Source organism: Anaerotruncus massiliensis (ex Togo et al. 2026), assembly GCF_900199635.1.
Classification (GTDB): domain Bacteria; phylum Bacillota; class Clostridia; order Oscillospirales; family Ruminococcaceae; genus Anaerotruncus; species Anaerotruncus massiliensis.
Genome location: NZ_LT962687.1, coordinates 1,138,823 through 1,156,205, shown reverse-complemented (window position 1 = coordinate 1,156,205; position 17,383 = coordinate 1,138,823). Strand labels below are relative to the sequence as shown.

Genomic DNA, 17,383 nt, shown 5'->3' with positions numbered 1-17,383 from the left:
CGGGTGATTGAAAAAGCCGCGCGGATATGCTATGCTTAATTTCGACAGATTTCGACATCCGGGAGGGCATCTCATGTTTGGGCTGATGGGCCTGTTCGGCGCCGCCTGCATCTTGTGGGGCGCCGGAATCTACCTGCGGCTTTTCCTGCGGCGGCCGCGCTACGACGACCCGCTCGCCTACGCGCAGGCGCTTTCCCTTTCCCGCGCGCTCGACCGGCGGCTCGCGGCCACTTCCCTGCGGCGGGTCGTCTGGCTCAAATTCTACGCCAACATGCTGCTTCCCTTCCTGGGGATCGCGGGCGGGCTCCTGCTCGGATACGTGATCCTTTCGGGCGCGCCTCCCCTCCCCGGCGCCGTCGTCTGGATGGCGGCGGGCGGCTGCGCGCTGGCCGACCTGCTCTTCCTGCGCTTTTATGACCGCCTCTCCTTCTGCGTCAATGCGGCGGCCTGCCTCACGCTGGCGGCCGCCTGCTTCTTTGCGCCGCCCGGCGGGCTCTTCCCCCGGCCGCCCCTTTGGGCCGCCGTCGCCGTGTCCGTGCTCTGCGCCTGCAACCTCGCCTATTTCTGGCGGCGGCGCGCCCTCTTCTCCCCCGCCGCCGGGGAGCTTTCCGCCGACGGGGACGACATGTTCCCCGCGGGGGAACCGGAGGAGCTTCCCCTTCCGGAAACCGCCGCGTTTCCCCGCGGGATACCGGGCGCCGCCCCAACCGGGCCGCCCGTCCGCGAGAGGCCCGTCCCGGCCGCATGGACGGAGAAAGAGCCCGCCCCCGCCGCGCGGACAGTTCCGGAGGGACCGGCCCCGGCCGTATTTGCCGCGGAGGAGGGGCCCGCGCCCTCCGCCACCCCCGCCGCCCGGCTCGACTGGCTGCTCGACGTCCGGAGGCTTCCCCCATATCCCCCGAACGAATGGGCGCCGCCCGCCCCCGTGCGCGCGGCGTCCTCCCCGTGGGACGCATGGGAGGCGCCCGCCTTCACGGAGGCCGCCTCCCCCTCGATATGGGGGCCTTCCGGCGGCGGGGAAGCCGCCTTTTTCGGCGGCATGCCGCCGGCCGGCGCCCGCCCGCAGTTTGCCCGCCGCGCCTTCGTCACCGGGAGCTTTCTGCACGGGCGGCAGGCACGCCTCGCCGTCTGCGTCCCCGGGCAGGCGGTCATCATCCGCCACCTGCCCGACGCGCGCTTCAGCGACTATATGCAGGTCAGCGCCGTCGTGGAGGACGGGCCGCCCATCGACGTGGGGAACCTCGGGGCGGGGCCGTCCGCGATCCTCTGTCCCGAGCTGCCGACCGGCGCGGCCTGTTACGGGAAGATCCTGCGCATCTTTCCGGACGGCTACGGGATGCTCAAATGCGAGATCGCCTACTGATGGAAGCAGGGCGTCCGCCGGATGGCGGACGCCCTGCTTTTTGCGCGCGGCGCTCTTTAAAACTGTTCGATGCGGCGCTGGAGCCTCAGCTCGGTACGGCGCGCGCCCGCCTCCCACTCGGCGCGCTCCTCGTCCGTCTCGGGGAGGAGGCGGGGCACCGGGGTGGGGCGCTCGTGCGAATCAAGCGCGACGAGGGTGAAATAGGCGCGGTTCACAAGCTCCTTGCTCCCGTCCAGCCGTTCGACGAACGCCTCCACCCGCACCTCCATCGACGTGACCCCCACGTGGGTGATCTGCCCGATCAGCAGGACGGTGTCGTTGGCGTAGGCGGCCTTTTTGAACTGGAGGTTGTCGATCGAGACGGTCGTCACGTCCCGGTGGGCGTGCCTGCGCGCCGTCACCGCCGCCACCACGTCCATCCACGCCACCAGCTTGCCGCCGAAGAGACGGCCGTTGCCATTGGTATAGCCCGGCATGACGATCTGTATCTGCTCGGTGCGGGATTCCGCGACCCGGTGCTCAAGGTTTTCCATAAACTGACGCCTCCGTTCATTTCGTATCCCCATCTTATCAGGTTCCGCGCGTCCCCGCAAGCGGACGCCCCGCCGGGGAGACCCCGGCGGGGCGTTATATGGCCGGGGAAAAACCGCCGGCGCTTTATAAAGACAGCTCGCCCACGCGTTTATGTAGGCGTGAACTGGCTGCCCGTGTCGCCCAATCCGAAGCTGATCGAAAGGGCATGGTTGATCTGTCCCATCGAGCCGTCGTCGAGGCGGCCCATCTTCTCCTTGAGGCGTTTTTTGTCGATGGTGCGAATCTGCTCGAGCAGCACCACCGAGTCCTTCGACAGGCCGCACCCGTCCGAATGGATTTCGATGTGGGTGGGCAGCTTGGATTTTTCCTTCTGGCTGGTGATCGCGGCGGCGATCACCGTGGGGCTGTAGCGGTTTCCGACGTCGTTTTGAACGATCAGCACCGGCCGCACACCGCCCTGTTCCGAGCCTACTACCGGGCTGAGATCGGCGTAGTAGATCTCTCCCCTTTTTACGGTCACGTCCATCACTCTCCGTGGTTATGGGCGGGCGAGCACGCCGCCCGTATTCGCATTTTTAACGCGTTATCCTGCACCGATATTTTGAACCTCCAGGGCATGGTTTAAACAGCGCGGGGGAAAAATGTTCCCGCGCCTCTACCATTCTATTTCCGGGCGCGTCTTTTTGACAGCAAAAACGGCCCGCACCTTACGGTGCGGGCCGTTTGAAACCTCCGGGTTCATTCAAGAATCTTGAAATTCAGGATCTCCACCTCGAAGTCGTTCTGCGGAATCGACAGTTTCAGGATATTTCCGTTTTCCCCGTCGACCACGAGCGAGAAGTCCCCCTCCTCGATCTTCCCGGTCACGACGAGCTTTCCGTCCTGCTCCTCGAACCGGACCCCCTGGTCGTTGAGCGCGGCGTTGAGGGCCGACAGGATCATCTTTGAGGCGGCCTTGCCCGGCACGCTGTCGGGCGTGAAGTCGAAGCTGAGGTCCCCGTACTGGACGGTCACCTTGTCGGTAAAGAAGGTCATCTTGATGTCCCGGATGCTCTCGGGCGACTGGAAGGTCACGACCGCGCAGTTCATCGGCTTTTTGTAGATCGTCATCTCCGTCTCCAGCCCGCCGTAGCGGACCTTTGCCGTGGTCTGGAACGACTGGCTGAGGTTCTGGCGCATCTGCTCCGCCGCCGACTCCTCCCGCGCCTTCGCGCCGCAGCCCGCCGCACCCAGCAGCAGCGCCGCCGCCAGCAGGATGCCGAACACCCGTTTCATCATCGGGACTCCTCCTTTATCTACCGGTCGTTATCCGCGAACACGCGCGGAAGCGCGTCGATCACATCGCGGGCGAGCATCGCATATTGGGAAAACTCCCCGGCGGCGTAGTCGCCCGCCATGCCGTGCAGCCAGACGCCGCAGGCGGCGGCCTCCTCCGGGCTCCTGCCCTGCGCGGCGAGCGCGCCCACGAGTCCCGCGAGCACGTCGCCGCTGCCCGCCTTGGCGAGCCCGGCGTTGCCCGTCGTGTTGATCCACACCCGCTCCCCGGGCGCGGCGGTCAGCGTGTGGGCGCCCTTGAGCACCACCGTGACCCCGTACTCCTGCGCGAACGCCTTCCCGGCGGTCAGCGGGTCGGGTTTCAGCTGCTCGAGGGGCAGTGTCGTCAGCCGGGAGAGCTCCATCAGGTGGGGCGTGAGAATGACCTCCGCCTTTTTGTCCTTCAATATATCTATATTCCGCGCGAGCGCATTTATACCATCCGCGTCGATGACGAGCGGGCGGGAGACCCGCCGCACGAGCTCGTAGACGATGCGGCAGGCGTCCGGCCCGGTCCCCAGGCCGTTTCCGACCAGCACTGCCGTGCTGCGTTCCGCCGCCTCGAGCAGCGCGTCCATCGCCTTGTAGGAGAGGGAGCCGTCGGGGTTCTGCGCGAGCGGCAGCAGCACCGCCTCGGGCAGCATGGGCAGCACGGTGCGGCAGACCTCCTTGGTGGAGGCGAGCGTCACGTAGCCCGCGCCGGAACGCATCGCGGCGAGCGTCGAGAGCACCGCCGCCCCCATGTACCGCTGGGAGCCCGCGACGTTTAAGAGCTTGCCGTAATCCCCTTTGTGGGTGTCGCGGCGGCGGCGGGGCAGCCGGTCGAAGACCCAGCCGCGGTCGACGAGGGTAAAGAGGGGCTCCACCCCCTCGTGCGCCTCGGGCGGGATGCCGATGTCCGCGACGACCACCTCGCCGCAGTACTCCGCGGCGGCGGGCATCGCGGTGGCGGGCTTGTCGCTGTCGAAGACGACCGTCATGCCCGCGCGCACCGCGCAGGGGTCCGCCTCCCCCGTGTCGGCGTTTACCCCGCTGGGGATGTCGAGCGCGAAGACCCGCACGCCCACGCCGTTGATCAGGCGGCAGACGTCCCGGTGGCGCCCGTCGAGCTCGCCGTGGAAGCCGGTGCCGTAGATCGCGTCGACCAGCAGGTCGGTCGAGGCGAGCCGCTCGGTCAGGTATTCGGGGTCGTCCCCGTAGCCGACGACCGCGATGTCCATCACGCCGATCCGCCGGAGCATCTCGGCGGCCTCGGGCGTCTTGGGGTCCCCGTCGGTCAGCACGACCGCCACGTTCGCGCCCGCCTCGCTGAGACGGCGCGCGGCGACGAACCCGTCGCCCCCGTTGTTGCCCCGCCCGCAGAAGATCGTGACGTACCGCCCCTCCACGTCCGCCGCCCGGCGGATCGCCGCGGCCGCGGCGCTGCCCGCGTTCTCCATCAGGCGCTCGCAGCTCATCGAATAGTTGAGGGAATTGCGTTCCACCGTCTTCATCTGTTCGGATGTCAGAATCCTCATGTCGTCAGCCCCCTGTCGCTTTTGTGTGTCCCGGCCGTTTCCTCTCCATAGTATAGCACAGTTTCATGGGCGGAAAACAGCGAAAGCTTGTACAAAAAAGGAGTGTCCGGGCCTTGACGAATTCCTGCAATCCTGCTATAATTTACTGGTTAGCCGCGGAATTCCTTCCGCGCTGCAAACATCCTTGCCCTTTCCATCGAGAGAGGGCCTAAAGTCCAAAAGGAGGTGTTCAAATGGCACAGCTCACAGCCAACTACGAAACTGTAATGGTATTCAGCATGAAGAACGGCGAGGAGAGCGTCAACGCGCTCGTGGAGAAGTTCTCTTCCCTCATCGGCGAGAACGGTACCATCACCAAGGTCGACACTTGGGGACAGCGCGCCCTGGCGTATCCGATCAACGATGAGACCGTCGGTTACTACGTGGTGATCAACTTCACCTCGAAGCCCGATTTCCCCGCCGAGCTCGACCGTATCTACAAGATCACTGACGGCGTCCTGCGTTCGCTGATCGTCGCGAAAGACGAGGAAGAGGCGAAGGAGGAGCCCAAGGAGGAAGAAGCCCCCGCCGCTCCCGCGGCCGAGGAACCCGCTGCTCCCGCCGAGCAGTAAGCGTAAGGAAGGTGTACCGCGATGTTAAACAGGGCGATTATCATGGGCCGCCTCGTGGCCGACCCGGAACTGCGCCAGACCCCGAACGGTGTGTCGGTCATCACCTTCACCGTCGCGGTCGACAGGAACTACTCCCGGGACCGGGAACGCCAGACCGACTTCATTGACGTCGTGGCCTGGCGCCAGACCGCCGAATTCGTGTCGAAGTACTTCAGCAAGGGCAAGATGATCATTGTCGAAGGCTCGATCCAGACCCGCAGCTATGAGGACCGCAACGGCAACAAGCGCCGTGCCGTCGAAGTGGTCGCGGACAACGTCCAGTTCGGCGAGAGCAAGAGCGCCGGCGGTTCCCAGCAGGGCTATACCGCTCCCGCTCCCACCCAGGCCCCGCCGGAGCCCGCCGTCTCCTATGCGAGCGGCGATGTGGGCGACTTCTCCGAGATGTCGTCCGATTCCGACGACCTTCCCTTCTGACCGCATTCTTCCACCTGTGAACCCCATATCATTACAAGGAGGTTAGAATCATGGCTTACGACAGATCCGATAACCGTGGCCCGCGCGGCAGAAAAGGCCGTAAAAAGGTCTGCTCCTTCTGCGTCGACAAGCTCGGCCCGATCGATTATAAGGACGTCCCCCGCCTGAGAAGGTATCTCAGCGAGCGCGCGAAGATCGTTCCCCGCCGTGTCACCGGCACCTGCGCGCGTCACCAGCGCCAGCTGACCCTCGCGATCAAACGCGCCCGTCATATCGCGCTGCTCCCCTACACCAGCGACTGATCGCTGACAAAACAACGCATCAAAACGGCCGACCGGCATTTGCCGGCCGGCCGTTTTTTGCCGCCTGTTATTTGCAGTACGCGACGGCGATCCGCGCCGCCACGCGCGCGTTGTTGTAGGCGAGCTCCAGGTTGCTCGCCAGCGACACGCCGTGGGTCATGTCCTTGATCGCAGCCAGCAGGAAGGGGGTCGTCGCCTTTCCATGGACGCCCTGCTCCTTCGCCATGTCGAGCGCTTTGGTGATCACCCGCTCCATCTCGTCGTAGTCGAGCGCGTACTCCTCCGGGATCGGGTTCGCGATGACCGCGCCCCCCTTGAGCCCCAGCTCCCATTTGGTGCGGAGGATGCCGGCGATCTCCGCCTCGGTGTCGATCCGGTAATCCACCTTCAGGCCGCTGCTGCGGCAGTAAAAGGCCGGGAAATCCTCCGTGCGCACCCCCAGCACCGGCACGCCGTACGTCTCGAGGTATTCCAGCGTGAGGCCGAGGTCGAGCAGGCTCTTCGCCCCCGCGCAGACCACGCCGACCGGCGTGTTCGCGAGCTCCTGGAGGTCCGCCGAGATGTCGAAGGTCTCCTGCGCGCCGCGGTGCACGCCGCCGATCCCCCCGGTCGCGAAGATGCGGATCCCCGCCAGCGAGGCGATCAGCATCGTCGTGGCGACCGTCGTCGCGCCGTCCCGCTTCTGCGCCAGATAGACCGCCACATCCCGGCGGCTCACCTTGCCGATGTCGCCCGGCTTGCACATCCGCTCGAGCTCGTCCGCCGTCAGCCCCACCTTGAGCTTTCCGCCGAGGATCGCCGTGGTGGCGGGGACCGCGCCCTCGGCGCGGATGATCTCCTCCACCTTGTGCGCGAATTCCAGATTCTGCGGATAGGGCATGCCGTGGCTGAGGATGGTGGATTCGAGCGCCACCACCGGACGGTTTTCGCTTACGGCCCGCGCGATTTCGGGCGTGATATCCAAATATCTTTCCAGGTTCATTGCAGTCATACCTCCACGATTCATTTTATCTTGGCCAATATCATATAGACATCTAGATCATTATTTCGATTTTTCCGGGACCCCGGGTCGACCGGGATCCCTCAGCCCCTGCCGTAGGAGCCCTGTTCGATCTGCATGACGTACCGCTCGCCGATCGAGTCGGTGACGTCGAAAAACACCGGGTCCCCCGACGCCAGGAAGCCGACATGCTCCAGGCGCAGGATGGGGGTGGAGGTGCTGACGCCCAGCCGCTGCGCCAGCTCCTCGCTGGCCAGCGTCGCAGTCACAAAGCTCTCCCCATGCTGGAGCGGGACGCCGAGCTTTTCGGTAAACATCGCGATCAGCGACATCTCAAGGTCGCCCGCGCAGAGGCCCGTCGCGTAGGCCGGGTTGATGTACGCCGTACAGTAGGAGATCGGCACCCCGTCCGCCAGCCTCACGCGGGAGAGCCGCCAGATCGGCGTGCCGGGCGCGAGCCCCAAATGTTTCGCCGTCCGCTCGTCCGCAAAATCGGATTCGAGGTTCACGTCGCGGATTCCCGGCACGAGCCCCGAAGCCAGCAGCTGGTCCGTGAAGCTCTTGACGACCGCGGTCGAGCGGTCGAGCGCGACGCCGCTCTTGAAGGTCCCCTTCCCCTGGATCTTGGTCAGCAGGCCCTCGCTCACCAGCGCGGTGATCGCCTGACGGACGGTGCCCCGGCTCACGGCGTACTTTTCCGCGAGCTGCTGCTCCGTTTCAATCTGTTCCCCATAGGCCATTCCCTGGATCTCTTCGCGAAGGTCTTCCATGATCTGGTGGTACAGGGAAACCCCGGCGACCCTCTTCAGCGCACTCATCTCTTCACCCGAATTCCGGAGTCATGCGAGCTCCATTTAATCAAACGTCTGTATGTATGTCTCTTCCTGTTTTCATAATACACATTCCAATTGGTTGTGTCAACCAATTCGGCGGCCGCCGCGCGCCGCCGGTTTTCCGCGAAACCCTCCGGGGAATCCCCCGGAGGGTTCGCGCTTCTCTCTTCCGCTTACTTGTGCAGCGGCTCGGTGGAGATGTCGATTTTGCCCGCGATGATATCGTCGTAGGCCGCCTTGATCTTCTCCTTCGCCTCGTCGCTCAGGGGGGAGTTGTCCAGATATTCAAAGGTGCAGACGCCTTCGGAGATGCCGTAATCGACGCGCTTGCCGCCCTGGAAATTGCCGGAGATCGCGTCCTCGATGAACTGGATGACCATCTTGTCAAAGAAGTTGACCGCGCTGCCCAGCTCCAGGTCTCCCAGCACGTCCTGATAGTGCACGTCCCACGCGACAAAGTAGACGCCCTTTTCCGCCGCGGCCTGCGCGCCGCCGACGCCGGTGCCGCCCGCCGCGGCCGCGATCACGTCGCAGCCCTCGTTGACGAGCATGAGGCCGAGCTCCTTGCCCTTGGTCGGGTCGGTCCAGGTGTTCGCATAGGCGACCATGTCCTCGATGTCGGGGTTGACGCTGCGCATGCCCTGCTGCCAGCCGGCGACGATCGCGTTGATGACCGGCTCGTCCGCGCCCGCCACGATGCCGACCTTATTCGCCTTGGTCGCGCAGGCGGCCGCCACGCCGGCAAGGTATCCGGTCTCGGTGCGGTTCAGGCCGAATTCCTGCAGGTTGGGATAGTCCGCGATGTCCGAGATCACGCCGTCCAGGCTGCCGAAGAGGATGTCCGGGAAATCCGCGGCCACGGCGGTCGTCGCGTCGGCCATGCTGGAGTTGGTGGTGATGATGATGTTGTAGCCCGCCTGCGCCAGCGCGCGGGTCTTGGGCTCGTATTCGCTCGACTGGGTGGCTTCGACCACCTTCACCTCGATGTTCGGATGCTCGGTCTGGTAGTCGCCGAGGCCGGCAACCAGGTTCTGAAGCCATTCCGCCTCGTCGACGGCCATGTCGGAGACGAGCGCCACCTTGTAGCTCTTTTCCGCGGCGTCCCCATCGCCGGGCGCGGGGGCGGAAGCGTCTTCCGCGGGAGCGGCCGGGGCGGAGGTCTCCGGCGCCTTTTGGCCGCCGCAGGCGGTAAACGCCGCCGCGACAAGAACCAGCGCCATTGCGAGAGCAAGGATCTTTACAGACTTTTTCATTTTCCGTTCTCCTTTGAATTGATTTATTGACGGTCTCCGGCGGTAACGTCGGACCCCATAACAATCAGCTTCTTTTCCGCGGAGCGCTTCCGCAGCCATTTGACAAGGCTCTTGATGAGCAGCGGCGCGATGACCACGATCAGCGCGAGCACATAGGGCAGCATCGAGAGGATCTGCACCGGATAGCCCCTGCCCGAAAGGGTCAGCACCAGCGCGTCGGAGAATCCGAACATCAGGCAGGCCAGCAGCGAAAGCACCGGCTCCGCCCCTGTGAGCACAAGCACCGCGATCGCCGTAAAGCCGCGCCCGTCGGTCATCCCGACGTTGAACATGTTGAGGGAAAGCGCGAGCTGCGCGCCCGCCAGCCCGCAGAAGACGCCGTTTAGAGCGAGCGCGAAATAGCGGATGCGCTTGATGCCGATGCCCGCCGAGAGGGCCGCGTCGGCGTTTTTCCCGATCGCGCGCACCGACAGGCCCATGTTCGTCCGGTAGAGGAAGACGTGGACCGCGAACGGCAGGAGGAGCGCCAGATAGACGAGGACCGAGTGGTCGTTCAGGACCGGCCCGATCAGCGGGATTTTTTCGAGGAAGGCAAAGTGGATGGTCGGCAGCGCGAGCTCGGACGGCAGGATGAACCGCCCGCTCGCGCCGAAGATCGGGACGAGCAGGTACCGCGTCAGGCCGGTGGCGATCGTCGTACACGCCAGCGCGCAGATGATCGGGTCGACATCCAATTCAAAGACGAAGAGCGCGTAGACCAGCGCGACAAGCAGCGTCAGCAGGACGGCGAAGAGGATGCCGCCCATAACGCTCTGCGTCATATAGGTCCCGACCACGGCGGCGAAGCACCCAAAGAGGGTGAAGCCCTCGAGCGCGAGGTTGAAGATATCCACCTTGATGGAGAAGAGGCCGCCCAGACAGATGAGGATGACCGGCGCAGCCAGCCGGACCGACAGGTTCAACAGCTGTTCCACATTGATCATGCCGTCTTCCCCTCCTTCCGCCTGCTCTGGAGCAGGTACCGCAGGATGTTGATGGTGGCGAAGAGCATGACGAAGCCCTTGACCACCTGGACCATCTCCGCCTGGACGCTCGTCTCGACCGACAGCGTCACCGCGCCGCTCTGCAGGGCGCCGAGGATGAGCGAGCCGAAGATGATGCCGAGCGTCGAATCCTTGCCGATGAGCGCGGCGGTCATGCCGTTGAAGCCCATGTCCACCGCAAAATTGTTGTAGACCTTGTGGTAGACGCCCATGACCTCGCCCGCGGCGGTCAGCCCCGAAAAGACGCCGCCCAGCAGCGCGACGACCAGGACGATCCGGATCGTTTTGACGCCGCACGCCTTGGCGAACTTCGGATTGTGCCCGATCATCCGCAGCTCATAGCCCGGGACGGTCCCCCGGATGCAGAGCGCGTAGGCGATGATGATGGCGACGACCGCGATCAGGATCAGGGTCGTGTTGAGGGAGGGCGCGAGGTTCACCGACATCGGCACGGTGGTGTCCGCCTTCGCGATCGGCCCGTTGTTGAGCAGATAGTCGGTCAGCAGCAGGATGATATAGTTCATCAGGATGGCGATGACCACCTCGTTGACCCCGAACAGAAATTTGAACACCGCCGGCAGCAGCGAGATGAGTCCTCCGAAGAGCGCCCCGGCCGCCACCATGACGACGGCCTGCACCCAGAGCGGCGCGTTGGGGATGACCTGCGGCACGAAGGCGATGCCCAGCGCCGCGAAATACATCTGGCCCTCCTGGCCGATGTTGAAATAGCCGCAGCGGTTGCAGATCGAAAAGGAAAAGGCCAGCAGGATGATCGGCAGGGTGTAACGGATGGTGTTCTTGACGCCGACCCAGCTTCCCAGCGCGCCCTTGGCCAGCGCCCGGTACGCCTCGAGCGGGTTGCCGCCCGAAGCCAGCACGACCAGCCCCGCGACTGCGAACGCGATCAGCACCGCAACCACCGGGGACAGGCCGCCCAGCAGCTTCTTCAAGGAAACCTCCGGGAGCTTCCGTTCCATGACATTCTCTCCCATCTCAGTTTGCCTCCCTTTCCGAGCTTGTAATACCGCCCATCATCAGCCCGATCTCCGCCTCGGTCGCCGAGGGGATGTCGGTCACCTCGCCCGAGCAGCGCCCCTCGTAGAGGATAATCATGCGGTCGCTCAGGCTCATCAGCTCCTCGAGGTCGGCGGAGACGAGCAGGATCGCCGTCCCGCGCCGCTTCTGTTCGAGCAGGTGCTCCCGCACGAAGTTGATCGCGCCGATGTCGAGCCCGCGGGTCGGCTGCGCCGCGATCAGCAGCTTGGGGTTCCGGCTGATCTCCCGCGCCAGTACGATCTTCTGCATATTGCCGCCCGAGAGAGACCGGACGGGCTTGTCCTGCGTGAGGCCGCGGATGTCGAACTTGCGGACCATCTCCGCCGTGTTTTCCGCGATCGCCCTGCCGCGCAGAATCCCGCGCCTGCTGAAGGGCGGCTGTCCCGCGACCCCGCAGATGAGATTCTCGTCCGCGTTCGCCTGCAGCGCCAGCCCCGTCGTCATCCGGTCCTCCGAGATATAGCCGACCCCCTTGGCCCGCCGCTGGCGGATCGGCAGGCGGGTGACGTCCTCGCCATCCAGCAGGATGCTGCCGCCCGAGAGGCGGAACATCCCGATCAGCAGGTTGATGAGTTCCGTCTGCCCGTTCCCTTCCACGCCGCCCACGCCGAGGATTTCCCCGCGGCGCACCGCAAAGGTGAGGTCCCGGATGCGCGGGATGCCGTTTCCGTCGATATACCAGAGGTTCTTGCAGACGCAGACCGGCTCGCCCACCTCGCCCCGCTCGCTGTTCTGGATCAGCTGGACGTCCTGCTTGCCGATCATCGCGCGCGCCACGTCGGTCTCGGAGGCCTCCCCGCGCTTGAAATGCGCCACGACCCGCCCCTTGCGCATGACGGTGATACGGTCCGCCACCCGGATGACCTCCCGCAGCTTGTGGGAGATGAAAACGATGGAGGTGCCGTCCTTTTTGAGCTCGTCGATGACGCTGAAGAGCTCGTCCGACTCCTGCGGCGTCAGCACCGCCGTCGGCTCGTCGAGGATGAGCACCCGCGCGCCCAGATAGAGCGCCTTGATGATCTCGATCTTCTGGCGCTCCCCCACGCAGAGGTTCCCGATCGGCGTGTCGGGGGAGATCTTCTGCATGCCGAAGCGCGCGAGCAGCCCGCGGATCTTCTCCTTGGCCGCCCGGTAATCGATGAAGTCCGCCCGGGTGGGCGCGTGGCCGAGGATGATGTTCTCGGTGATGCTCATATGGTCGATCTGCATGAAGTTCTGGTGCACCATGCCGATCCCGTGCTTAAGCGCGCCCGAGACGTGGTAGGAACAGGGTTCCCCGTTGATCAGGATCTTGCCCGCGTCCGGCGCGTACTGTCCGTAAAGGATCCGCATCAGCGTCGTCTTGCCCGCGCCGTTTTCCCCGACGAGGGCGTGCGTCTCGCCGGCCTCCAGCGAAAAGTCGATCCGGTCGTTCGCCACGAGCGCCCCAAAGCGTTTTGTAATGGATTCCATCCTTACGACAGGAGCCATCCGATAACCTCCTTCGGTGCAACCGCCTGGTTGTTCAGTGGAAAGATTTAGTGTTTTATAGATTTAGTTGTCTATATGTTTATGGCATAAGGGTAGCATGCGCTCTCCGTAATTGTCAATAGTTTTCTTTTTCAATTTTCAATTTTATTATGCAGAATGAGCCTCTTTCCCCCATCAAATGCCCGCGTTTTCTCGCATTTCATGCTGGATTGCGGCGCTTTATGCAAAACGCCCAGCCCCCATGGAGAAATTTCCGGGTGAAATCTGTGCAAATCGTAAAAATTGTAAAAACATCTATACAACTATATCATCTTGTGTTATAGTGAATCCATCAAGTCTGGAAAAGAGGGATTCCTTATGGATGCTTTCACGCCCGAGACCATCTGGAATGAATATGAAGAGCTATTGGAGATGACCCGCAGGCACAGCTTTTCCTCCCGGATCCGCAAATACCGGGACCTCTCCATCCTCCGGCTGCTGGGGGAAGTGAGCCTTGTCGTCGCCTGCGATTCCAACGCCTCCAACGGGGAAAAGCCGAACGACACCCACCGCAACACCTATGACGAGACCGCGGTCAGCGCGCTGAAGGTCCCCACCATGGAGGTGCTCGCCACCGGCGCCACCCCCATCGTCATTGCGGACAATCTCTGCGTGGAGATGGAGCCGAGCGGACGGAAAATCATCTCCGCCATGCAGGAGGAGCTGGACCGCTGCGGGCTGCTGGACAGCATCCAGTTCACCGGCAGCACCGAGGACAACATGCGCACCCTCCAGACGGGCATCGGCGTCACCGTCGTCGGGCTCGTGAGCGACGCCGCCCTCCGGCTCGGCCGCACCCGTTCGGGCGACGCGGTCTACTGCGCCGGCGTCCCGCAGAGCGGGATCATCGAGCATTACAGCGAACGCGACGGCACCGTCGCCAAAATCTCCACCGTGGCGAAGCTGCGGGAGCTGGATTTCGTCCACGAGATCCTCCCTGTCGGCTCGAAGGGCGTCCTGTATGAGGCGGGCCAGCTCGCGGAATGTGTCGGCCGGCGGTTCCTGCCCGTCGAGCAGCCTCCCGTCGACCTTAAGACCTCCGCCGGCTCCTGCACCGCCGTGCTGGTCAGCCTGCCGGAGGAATCGGGCGCGGCGCTCGCCGCGGAACTGGACATCCCCTGCTTTTTCATCGGCCGGATTCAATAAGATACCATATTAATAAAGGAGCGATCACCATGTTACAGGACATCCAATTCCAATCGGCACAGCACGTCATCGACGAGGTGCGCAATATGAACGTCAAGGGCGGCAGCCCGTTCGGGCGCGCCGCCGCGTGGGCCTACCGCCTCGCCTGCACCCAGGAGGAATTCGCGGACGTGGCCGCGCTCAGGGAACGGTTCGACTATATTTCGAGCGAGCTGCTCAGCCTCAAGCCCACGATGGCCACCATCTATAACTCCAAGTCCCTCGTCTATAAAAAGCTCGACTCCTTCCCCGCCGGCACGGAGATTTCCACCATCACCGGCGAGATCGCGGCGCTCTGCCAGCGGATCATTCAATATTCCCTCAGCGCCGTCGACCACCTCGGGGAGAACGGGGCCAACCTGATCCAGGACGGCTGCACGGTCATGATGCACAGCTATTCGAGCGCCCTGATGAGCGTCTTTACCGCGGCCGCCAAGCAGGGGAAACGGTTCAGCCTGATCTGCACCGAGTCCCGGCCCCTGCGTGAATCCCGTGTCGCGGCAAAGATCCTCCAGGAGCTGCATGTCCCCGTCACCTATGTCACCGACGCCTCCATCTGGGAGTTCATGCCCGCCTGCGACCTCATCATCATGGGGGCGGACACCATCGCATGGGACGGTTCGGTCGCCAACAAGATGGGCACCGCGCTGATCTCCCAGCTCGCGCTCTCCTGCAAGAAGCCGGTCTACATCGCCAGCGAAATCTATAAGCTCGACCGCCGCACCGCGCAGGGGCACCCGATCGTGCTCGAGCGCCGCACCCCCGCGGAGATCGTCTCCCCCGGCGATTTCGACAGCATGGAAGGGATCGAGGTCATCAACCAGTTCTTCGACCTGACCCCCTCGCACCAGATCACCGGGCTCATCACCGAGCGCGGCGTGATCGCTCCCTCGATGATCTCCCTCAACTGGGACCGCCTCGAAGCCCAGCTTCTCGGCTGATCCCCATTCTCCCATACAAAAGCGCGGCCCCGGTTCCGGGGCCGCGCTTTTCCGTCACATGCGTTCATAAATCTCCCGGGCCGCCGCTTCCAGCTTCCCGAGCGCACGCCCGTCCAGCGCCAGCCTGCCGTGCTCCCGTACGGCGTAGCCCTCCGCCTCCAGCCGGTCGAAATAGCGGTAGAGGGTGCGCAGGTTCAACCCCAGCAGCTCGGAGAGGACGCGCCGGTTGATCCGGACGGATACCGGCGGCGTCTCCTGCCGGACCCGCTCGTGGAGGTAGAGGAGCACCGCCTCGTATCCGCCCGCGAACCGGCGGCGGACGCTGGTCTGCATCGCCCGCTCCACAAGGGACGCGAGGTAGCGCAGCACCACGCCGGAAAAACCGCCGCTATTTTCAAGCAGCGCGCAGAAGCGCCGCGCGTCCGCCTCGGCAAAGAGGCAGTCCTCCTCCGCGGTGATCGACGCGCTGAAGGCCTCTCCGCCGCAGAGCAGCTCGGTGAGGCCGTAAATCTGAAAGCCCTCGTTGACGTAGGCAATGAAGCTGCGGCCGTCGCGGGAGATCGTGAGGACGTGGCACCGCCCCGACAGCATGATCCGGACGGAGCGGATGGGGAACCCCGCGTGGAGGATCCGCTCCCCTCTTTTGACCCTGCGCGCGCGCAGTCCCGGCCCGCAGCAGCGGGACAGCAGCTCGGGGCCCGCTTCCCCGCGTGCGGCGGCATCCATGAGCTCCGTGAGGCCCTCCGCGAATTCCATTGGATATCCCCCTTTCCGTCACCAGCATAAAACACTTTTGATAAGATGTCAATTGTCATTTTCTTTGCCGGACCGCCGGCCTATGATGGAAACAGAACAATCACCGGAAAGGCGGCGATCCAATGGAATCGATCCAGCGGCAGGTCCTGGAGATCATCAAGGACCCCACCAAGACGCACATGCAGACGGTTTTTTCCCTGGCGGAGTTCGCGGAAAACCTCTGCGGCTACCCGGCGGGCGTGCCGGACAACTTCCAGCGGCTCGTGGAGGAGGAGATTCTCTGCGACCACAACGACGGGCACGCCCCCCTCTGCCCCCGCTACATCCTCCCCGACTACGAACGGTTTATGGAGCGGGGCTGCGCGTTCCTCCGCCTCCCGCCGCCCGGAACGCTGGCGGAGGCGCTCGCCTCGCTGATGATCTTCTATTCCCATGTCCCGTCGGTGACCCATTATCCCGTATACATCGGGCGGATCGACCGGATGCTCGAGCCGTTCGTCCGGGAGGTCCCGCGCGATGAGGCGCGCGGCATGCTGCGCCTCTTTTTGACGGCGCTCGACCGGACGGTGAGCGACAGCTTCTGCCACGCCAACATCGGCCCCGAAGCCACCGTCACGGGGGAGCTGGTCGTTGAGCTGCTTCCCGAGCTGCAAAACGCCGTCCCCAATCTCACGCTGCTCTACGACCCCGCGGTCACGCCCGACGAATTCGCGGTCAAATGCGTCTCCAGCGCGCTGAAGTGCGCGAACCCCGCGTTTGCCCATGACCCCTATTACCGTTCCCGCATCGGGGAACGGTATGGAATCGCAAGCTGCTACAACGGCCTCTATGTCGGCGGCGGGGCCTACTCCCTCTCGCGCATGCGGCTCTGCCGGATCGCCGAACGGTGCCGCAGCCTCGACGAATTCTTTTCCGTGCGCCTGCCCGAGGCAGTGGACGCCGCCTGCCGGTTCATGGAGGCGAAAATCCGCTTTATCGCCGAGGAGATCCCCTTCTTCCGGACGAATTTTCTTGTCAAGGAGGGGTTCCTGGAGCGGGAACGCTTCGTCGGGCTGTTCGGGCTGGTCGGCATGAACGAGTGCGTCAACACCCTGATGGACCTCTGCGGCAGGCCGGGCCGCTACGGTCCGGACGAGGAGGCCAACCGGCTCGGCCTGCGGATCGTCGAGGCGATCGAACGGCAGGTGAACGCCTTCCAGAGCAAATACTGCGAGATCAACGGGCACCGCTTCCTGCTGCACGCGCAGGTCGGCGCCGTCGGCGACAACGGCGTCACCCCCGGCGTGCGCCTCGCGATCGGCAGCGAAATCCCCCTCTACGACCACCTGCGGCAGGCGGGGATGTTCCACCGCTTCTTCCCGTCGGGGATCGGCGACATCTTCCCCTTCGACCGGACCGCGCTCCAAAACCCCGCCGCCGTGCTCGACGTCTTCAAGGGGGCCTTCCGGGTCGGCATGCAGTATATCTCCACCTACGAGTCGGAGAGCGACGTGATCCGCGTGACCGGCTACCTCATCAAACGCTCCGACTTCGAAGCCCTGCAAAAGGGCGCGCCGGTCGCCAACGGCGCGGTCGCCGCCTCCAGGGAAACGATCGAGGAACGCGGCACCTACGAACGGATGGTGCGCAGCGTCTAAAAGCGGCCCACGGCAGGATTCCCGGGAAATAAAAGACGCCCGCGTCTCGCGGGCG

The 17,383-nt window shown here is 64.3% G+C and carries 18 protein-coding genes; 7 read left to right on the top strand and 11 right to left on the bottom strand.

What is annotated here, in order from left to right; translation table 11 throughout:
* Positions 1-73 precede the first annotated feature (73 nt).
* Complete coding sequence (locus tag C1A13_RS05990; RefSeq protein ID WP_101550071.1) at positions 74-1,363, top strand: hypothetical protein; 1,290 nt, start codon at positions 74-76, stop codon at positions 1,361-1,363.
* Between the two features lie 56 nt (positions 1,364-1,419).
* On the opposite strand, the gene C1A13_RS05985 is transcribed toward C1A13_RS05990, so the two are convergent.
* From C1A13_RS05985 to C1A13_RS05970, 4 genes are all read right to left on the bottom strand, one after another.
* Positions 1,420-1,896, bottom strand: a complete 477-nt coding sequence (locus C1A13_RS05985; protein WP_101550069.1) for an acyl-CoA thioesterase — start codon at positions 1,894-1,896, stop codon at positions 1,420-1,422.
* Positions 1,897-2,045: 149 nt separating this feature from the next.
* Positions 2,046-2,417 (bottom strand): type II toxin-antitoxin system PemK/MazF family toxin, encoded by a 372-nt coding sequence (locus C1A13_RS05980; protein WP_101553195.1) that lies wholly within the window; start codon positions 2,415-2,417, stop codon positions 2,046-2,048.
* A gap of 218 nt (positions 2,418-2,635) precedes the next feature.
* On the bottom strand, positions 2,636-3,175 hold the full coding sequence (locus C1A13_RS05975) for a hypothetical protein (RefSeq protein ID WP_101550067.1): 540 nt from the start codon (positions 3,173-3,175) through the stop codon (positions 2,636-2,638).
* Positions 3,176-3,192: 17 nt separating this feature from the next.
* Positions 3,193-4,728 carry an NAD(P)H-hydrate dehydratase gene (locus C1A13_RS05970; RefSeq protein WP_101550066.1) on the bottom strand — a complete coding sequence of 512 codons (1,536 nt, stop codon included), beginning with the start codon at positions 4,726-4,728 and terminating at the stop codon, positions 3,193-3,195.
* Between the two features lie 233 nt (positions 4,729-4,961).
* On the opposite strand from C1A13_RS05970, the gene rpsF reads away from it, so the two are divergent.
* The 3 genes from rpsF to rpsR are packed head-to-tail and all read left to right on the top strand — an operon-like array spanning position 4,962 to position 6,115.
* Entirely contained in the window at positions 4,962-5,339 is a 378-nt protein-coding gene (gene rpsF, locus C1A13_RS05965) for a 30S ribosomal protein S6 (RefSeq protein ID WP_101550064.1), read from the top strand.
* A 21-nt stretch (positions 5,340-5,360) separates the two neighbouring features.
* A complete protein-coding gene (locus tag C1A13_RS05960) occupies positions 5,361-5,813 on the top strand; it encodes a single-stranded DNA-binding protein (RefSeq protein WP_101550060.1) in 453 nt (150 codons plus the stop codon).
* Between the two features lie 50 nt (positions 5,814-5,863).
* Positions 5,864-6,115 carry a 30S ribosomal protein S18 gene (gene rpsR, locus C1A13_RS05955; protein WP_101550058.1) on the top strand — a complete coding sequence of 84 codons (252 nt, stop codon included), beginning with the start codon at positions 5,864-5,866 and terminating at the stop codon, positions 6,113-6,115.
* Between the two features lie 67 nt (positions 6,116-6,182).
* On the opposite strand, the gene C1A13_RS05950 is transcribed toward rpsR, so the two are convergent.
* The 6 genes from C1A13_RS05950 to C1A13_RS05925 all read right to left on the bottom strand — a co-directional run bounded on the left by C1A13_RS05950 (position 6,183) and on the right by C1A13_RS05925 (position 12,770).
* A complete protein-coding gene (locus C1A13_RS05950) occupies positions 6,183-7,097 on the bottom strand; it encodes a pseudouridine-5'-phosphate glycosidase (protein WP_101550056.1) in 915 nt (304 codons plus the stop codon).
* A gap of 101 nt (positions 7,098-7,198) precedes the next feature.
* Entirely contained in the window at positions 7,199-7,933 is a 735-nt protein-coding gene (locus C1A13_RS05945) for a GntR family transcriptional regulator (protein WP_101550054.1), read from the bottom strand.
* 188 nt (positions 7,934-8,121) lie between these two features.
* A complete protein-coding gene (locus C1A13_RS05940) occupies positions 8,122-9,201 on the bottom strand; it encodes a BMP family ABC transporter substrate-binding protein (protein ID WP_158595622.1) in 1,080 nt (359 codons plus the stop codon).
* A gap of 23 nt (positions 9,202-9,224) precedes the next feature.
* A complete protein-coding gene (locus C1A13_RS05935; protein ID WP_101550051.1) occupies positions 9,225-10,184 on the bottom strand; it encodes an ABC transporter permease in 960 nt (319 codons plus the stop codon).
* On the bottom strand, positions 10,181-11,221 hold the full coding sequence (locus C1A13_RS05930; protein WP_172439186.1) for an ABC transporter permease: 1,041 nt from the start codon (positions 11,219-11,221) through the stop codon (positions 10,181-10,183). Before C1A13_RS05930 ends, C1A13_RS05935 begins: the two co-directional genes overlap by 4 nt.
* Positions 11,222-11,237: 16 nt before the next feature.
* Positions 11,238-12,770: an ABC transporter ATP-binding protein gene (locus C1A13_RS05925; protein ID WP_101550047.1), complete on the bottom strand. Its 1,533-nt coding sequence runs from the start codon at positions 12,768-12,770 to the stop codon at positions 11,238-11,240.
* A gap of 357 nt (positions 12,771-13,127) precedes the next feature.
* Here C1A13_RS05925 and C1A13_RS05920 point away from each other — a divergent pair, with 357 nt between their 5' ends.
* Positions 13,128-13,955 carry a hypothetical protein gene (locus tag C1A13_RS05920; RefSeq protein ID WP_101550045.1) on the top strand — a complete coding sequence of 276 codons (828 nt, stop codon included), beginning with the start codon at positions 13,128-13,130 and terminating at the stop codon, positions 13,953-13,955.
* 29 nt (positions 13,956-13,984) lie between these two features.
* Positions 13,985-14,935 carry a translation initiation factor eIF-2B gene (locus C1A13_RS05915; protein ID WP_101550043.1) on the top strand — a complete coding sequence of 317 codons (951 nt, stop codon included), beginning with the start codon at positions 13,985-13,987 and terminating at the stop codon, positions 14,933-14,935.
* Between the two features lie 54 nt (positions 14,936-14,989).
* Here C1A13_RS05915 and C1A13_RS05910 read toward each other — a convergent pair whose 3' ends face one another.
* Positions 14,990-15,691 (bottom strand): Crp/Fnr family transcriptional regulator, encoded by a 702-nt coding sequence (locus C1A13_RS05910; RefSeq protein WP_101550041.1) that lies wholly within the window; start codon positions 15,689-15,691, stop codon positions 14,990-14,992.
* A 122-nt stretch (positions 15,692-15,813) separates the two neighbouring features.
* On the opposite strand from C1A13_RS05910, the gene C1A13_RS05905 reads away from it, so the two are divergent.
* Positions 15,814-17,328, top strand: a complete 1,515-nt coding sequence (locus C1A13_RS05905; RefSeq protein ID WP_101550039.1) for a YjjI family glycine radical enzyme — start codon at positions 15,814-15,816, stop codon at positions 17,326-17,328.
* The last annotated feature ends 55 nt before the right edge of the window (positions 17,329-17,383 follow it).

Excerpts from the sequence above, each read along its gene's own strand:
- C1A13_RS05990 (WP_101550071.1), top strand. The coding sequence starts at position 74 with ATGTTTGGGCTGATGGGCCTGTTCGGCGCCGCCTGCATCTTGTGGGGC.
- C1A13_RS05985 (WP_101550069.1), bottom strand. The coding sequence starts at position 1,896 with ATGGAAAACCTTGAGCACCGGGTCGCGGAATCCCGCACCGAGCAGATA.
- C1A13_RS05975 (WP_101550067.1), bottom strand. The coding sequence starts at position 3,175 with ATGATGAAACGGGTGTTCGGCATCCTGCTGGCGGCGGCGCTGCTGCTG.
- C1A13_RS05970 (WP_101550066.1), bottom strand. The coding sequence starts at position 4,728 with ATGAGGATTCTGACATCCGAACAGATGAAGACGGTGGAACGCAATTCC.
- rpsF (WP_101550064.1), top strand. The coding sequence starts at position 4,962 with ATGGCACAGCTCACAGCCAACTACGAAACTGTAATGGTATTCAGCATG.
- C1A13_RS05960 (WP_101550060.1), top strand. The coding sequence starts at position 5,361 with ATGTTAAACAGGGCGATTATCATGGGCCGCCTCGTGGCCGACCCGGAA.
- rpsR (WP_101550058.1), top strand. The coding sequence starts at position 5,864 with ATGGCTTACGACAGATCCGATAACCGTGGCCCGCGCGGCAGAAAAGGC.
- C1A13_RS05950 (WP_101550056.1), bottom strand. The coding sequence starts at position 7,097 with ATGAACCTGGAAAGATATTTGGATATCACGCCCGAAATCGCGCGGGCC.
- C1A13_RS05945 (WP_101550054.1), bottom strand. The coding sequence starts at position 7,933 with ATGAGTGCGCTGAAGAGGGTCGCCGGGGTTTCCCTGTACCACCAGATC.
- C1A13_RS05940 (WP_158595622.1), bottom strand. The coding sequence starts at position 9,201 with ATGAAAAAGTCTGTAAAGATCCTTGCTCTCGCAATGGCGCTGGTTCTT.
- C1A13_RS05935 (WP_101550051.1), bottom strand. The coding sequence starts at position 10,184 with ATGATCAATGTGGAACAGCTGTTGAACCTGTCGGTCCGGCTGGCTGCG.
- C1A13_RS05930 (WP_172439186.1), bottom strand. The coding sequence starts at position 11,221 with ATGGAACGGAAGCTCCCGGAGGTTTCCTTGAAGAAGCTGCTGGGCGGC.
- C1A13_RS05925 (WP_101550047.1), bottom strand. The coding sequence starts at position 12,770 with ATGGCTCCTGTCGTAAGGATGGAATCCATTACAAAACGCTTTGGGGCG.
- C1A13_RS05920 (WP_101550045.1), top strand. The coding sequence starts at position 13,128 with ATGGATGCTTTCACGCCCGAGACCATCTGGAATGAATATGAAGAGCTA.
- C1A13_RS05915 (WP_101550043.1), top strand. The coding sequence starts at position 13,985 with ATGTTACAGGACATCCAATTCCAATCGGCACAGCACGTCATCGACGAG.
- C1A13_RS05910 (WP_101550041.1), bottom strand. The coding sequence starts at position 15,691 with ATGGAATTCGCGGAGGGCCTCACGGAGCTCATGGATGCCGCCGCACGC.
- C1A13_RS05905 (WP_101550039.1), top strand. The coding sequence starts at position 15,814 with ATGGAATCGATCCAGCGGCAGGTCCTGGAGATCATCAAGGACCCCACC.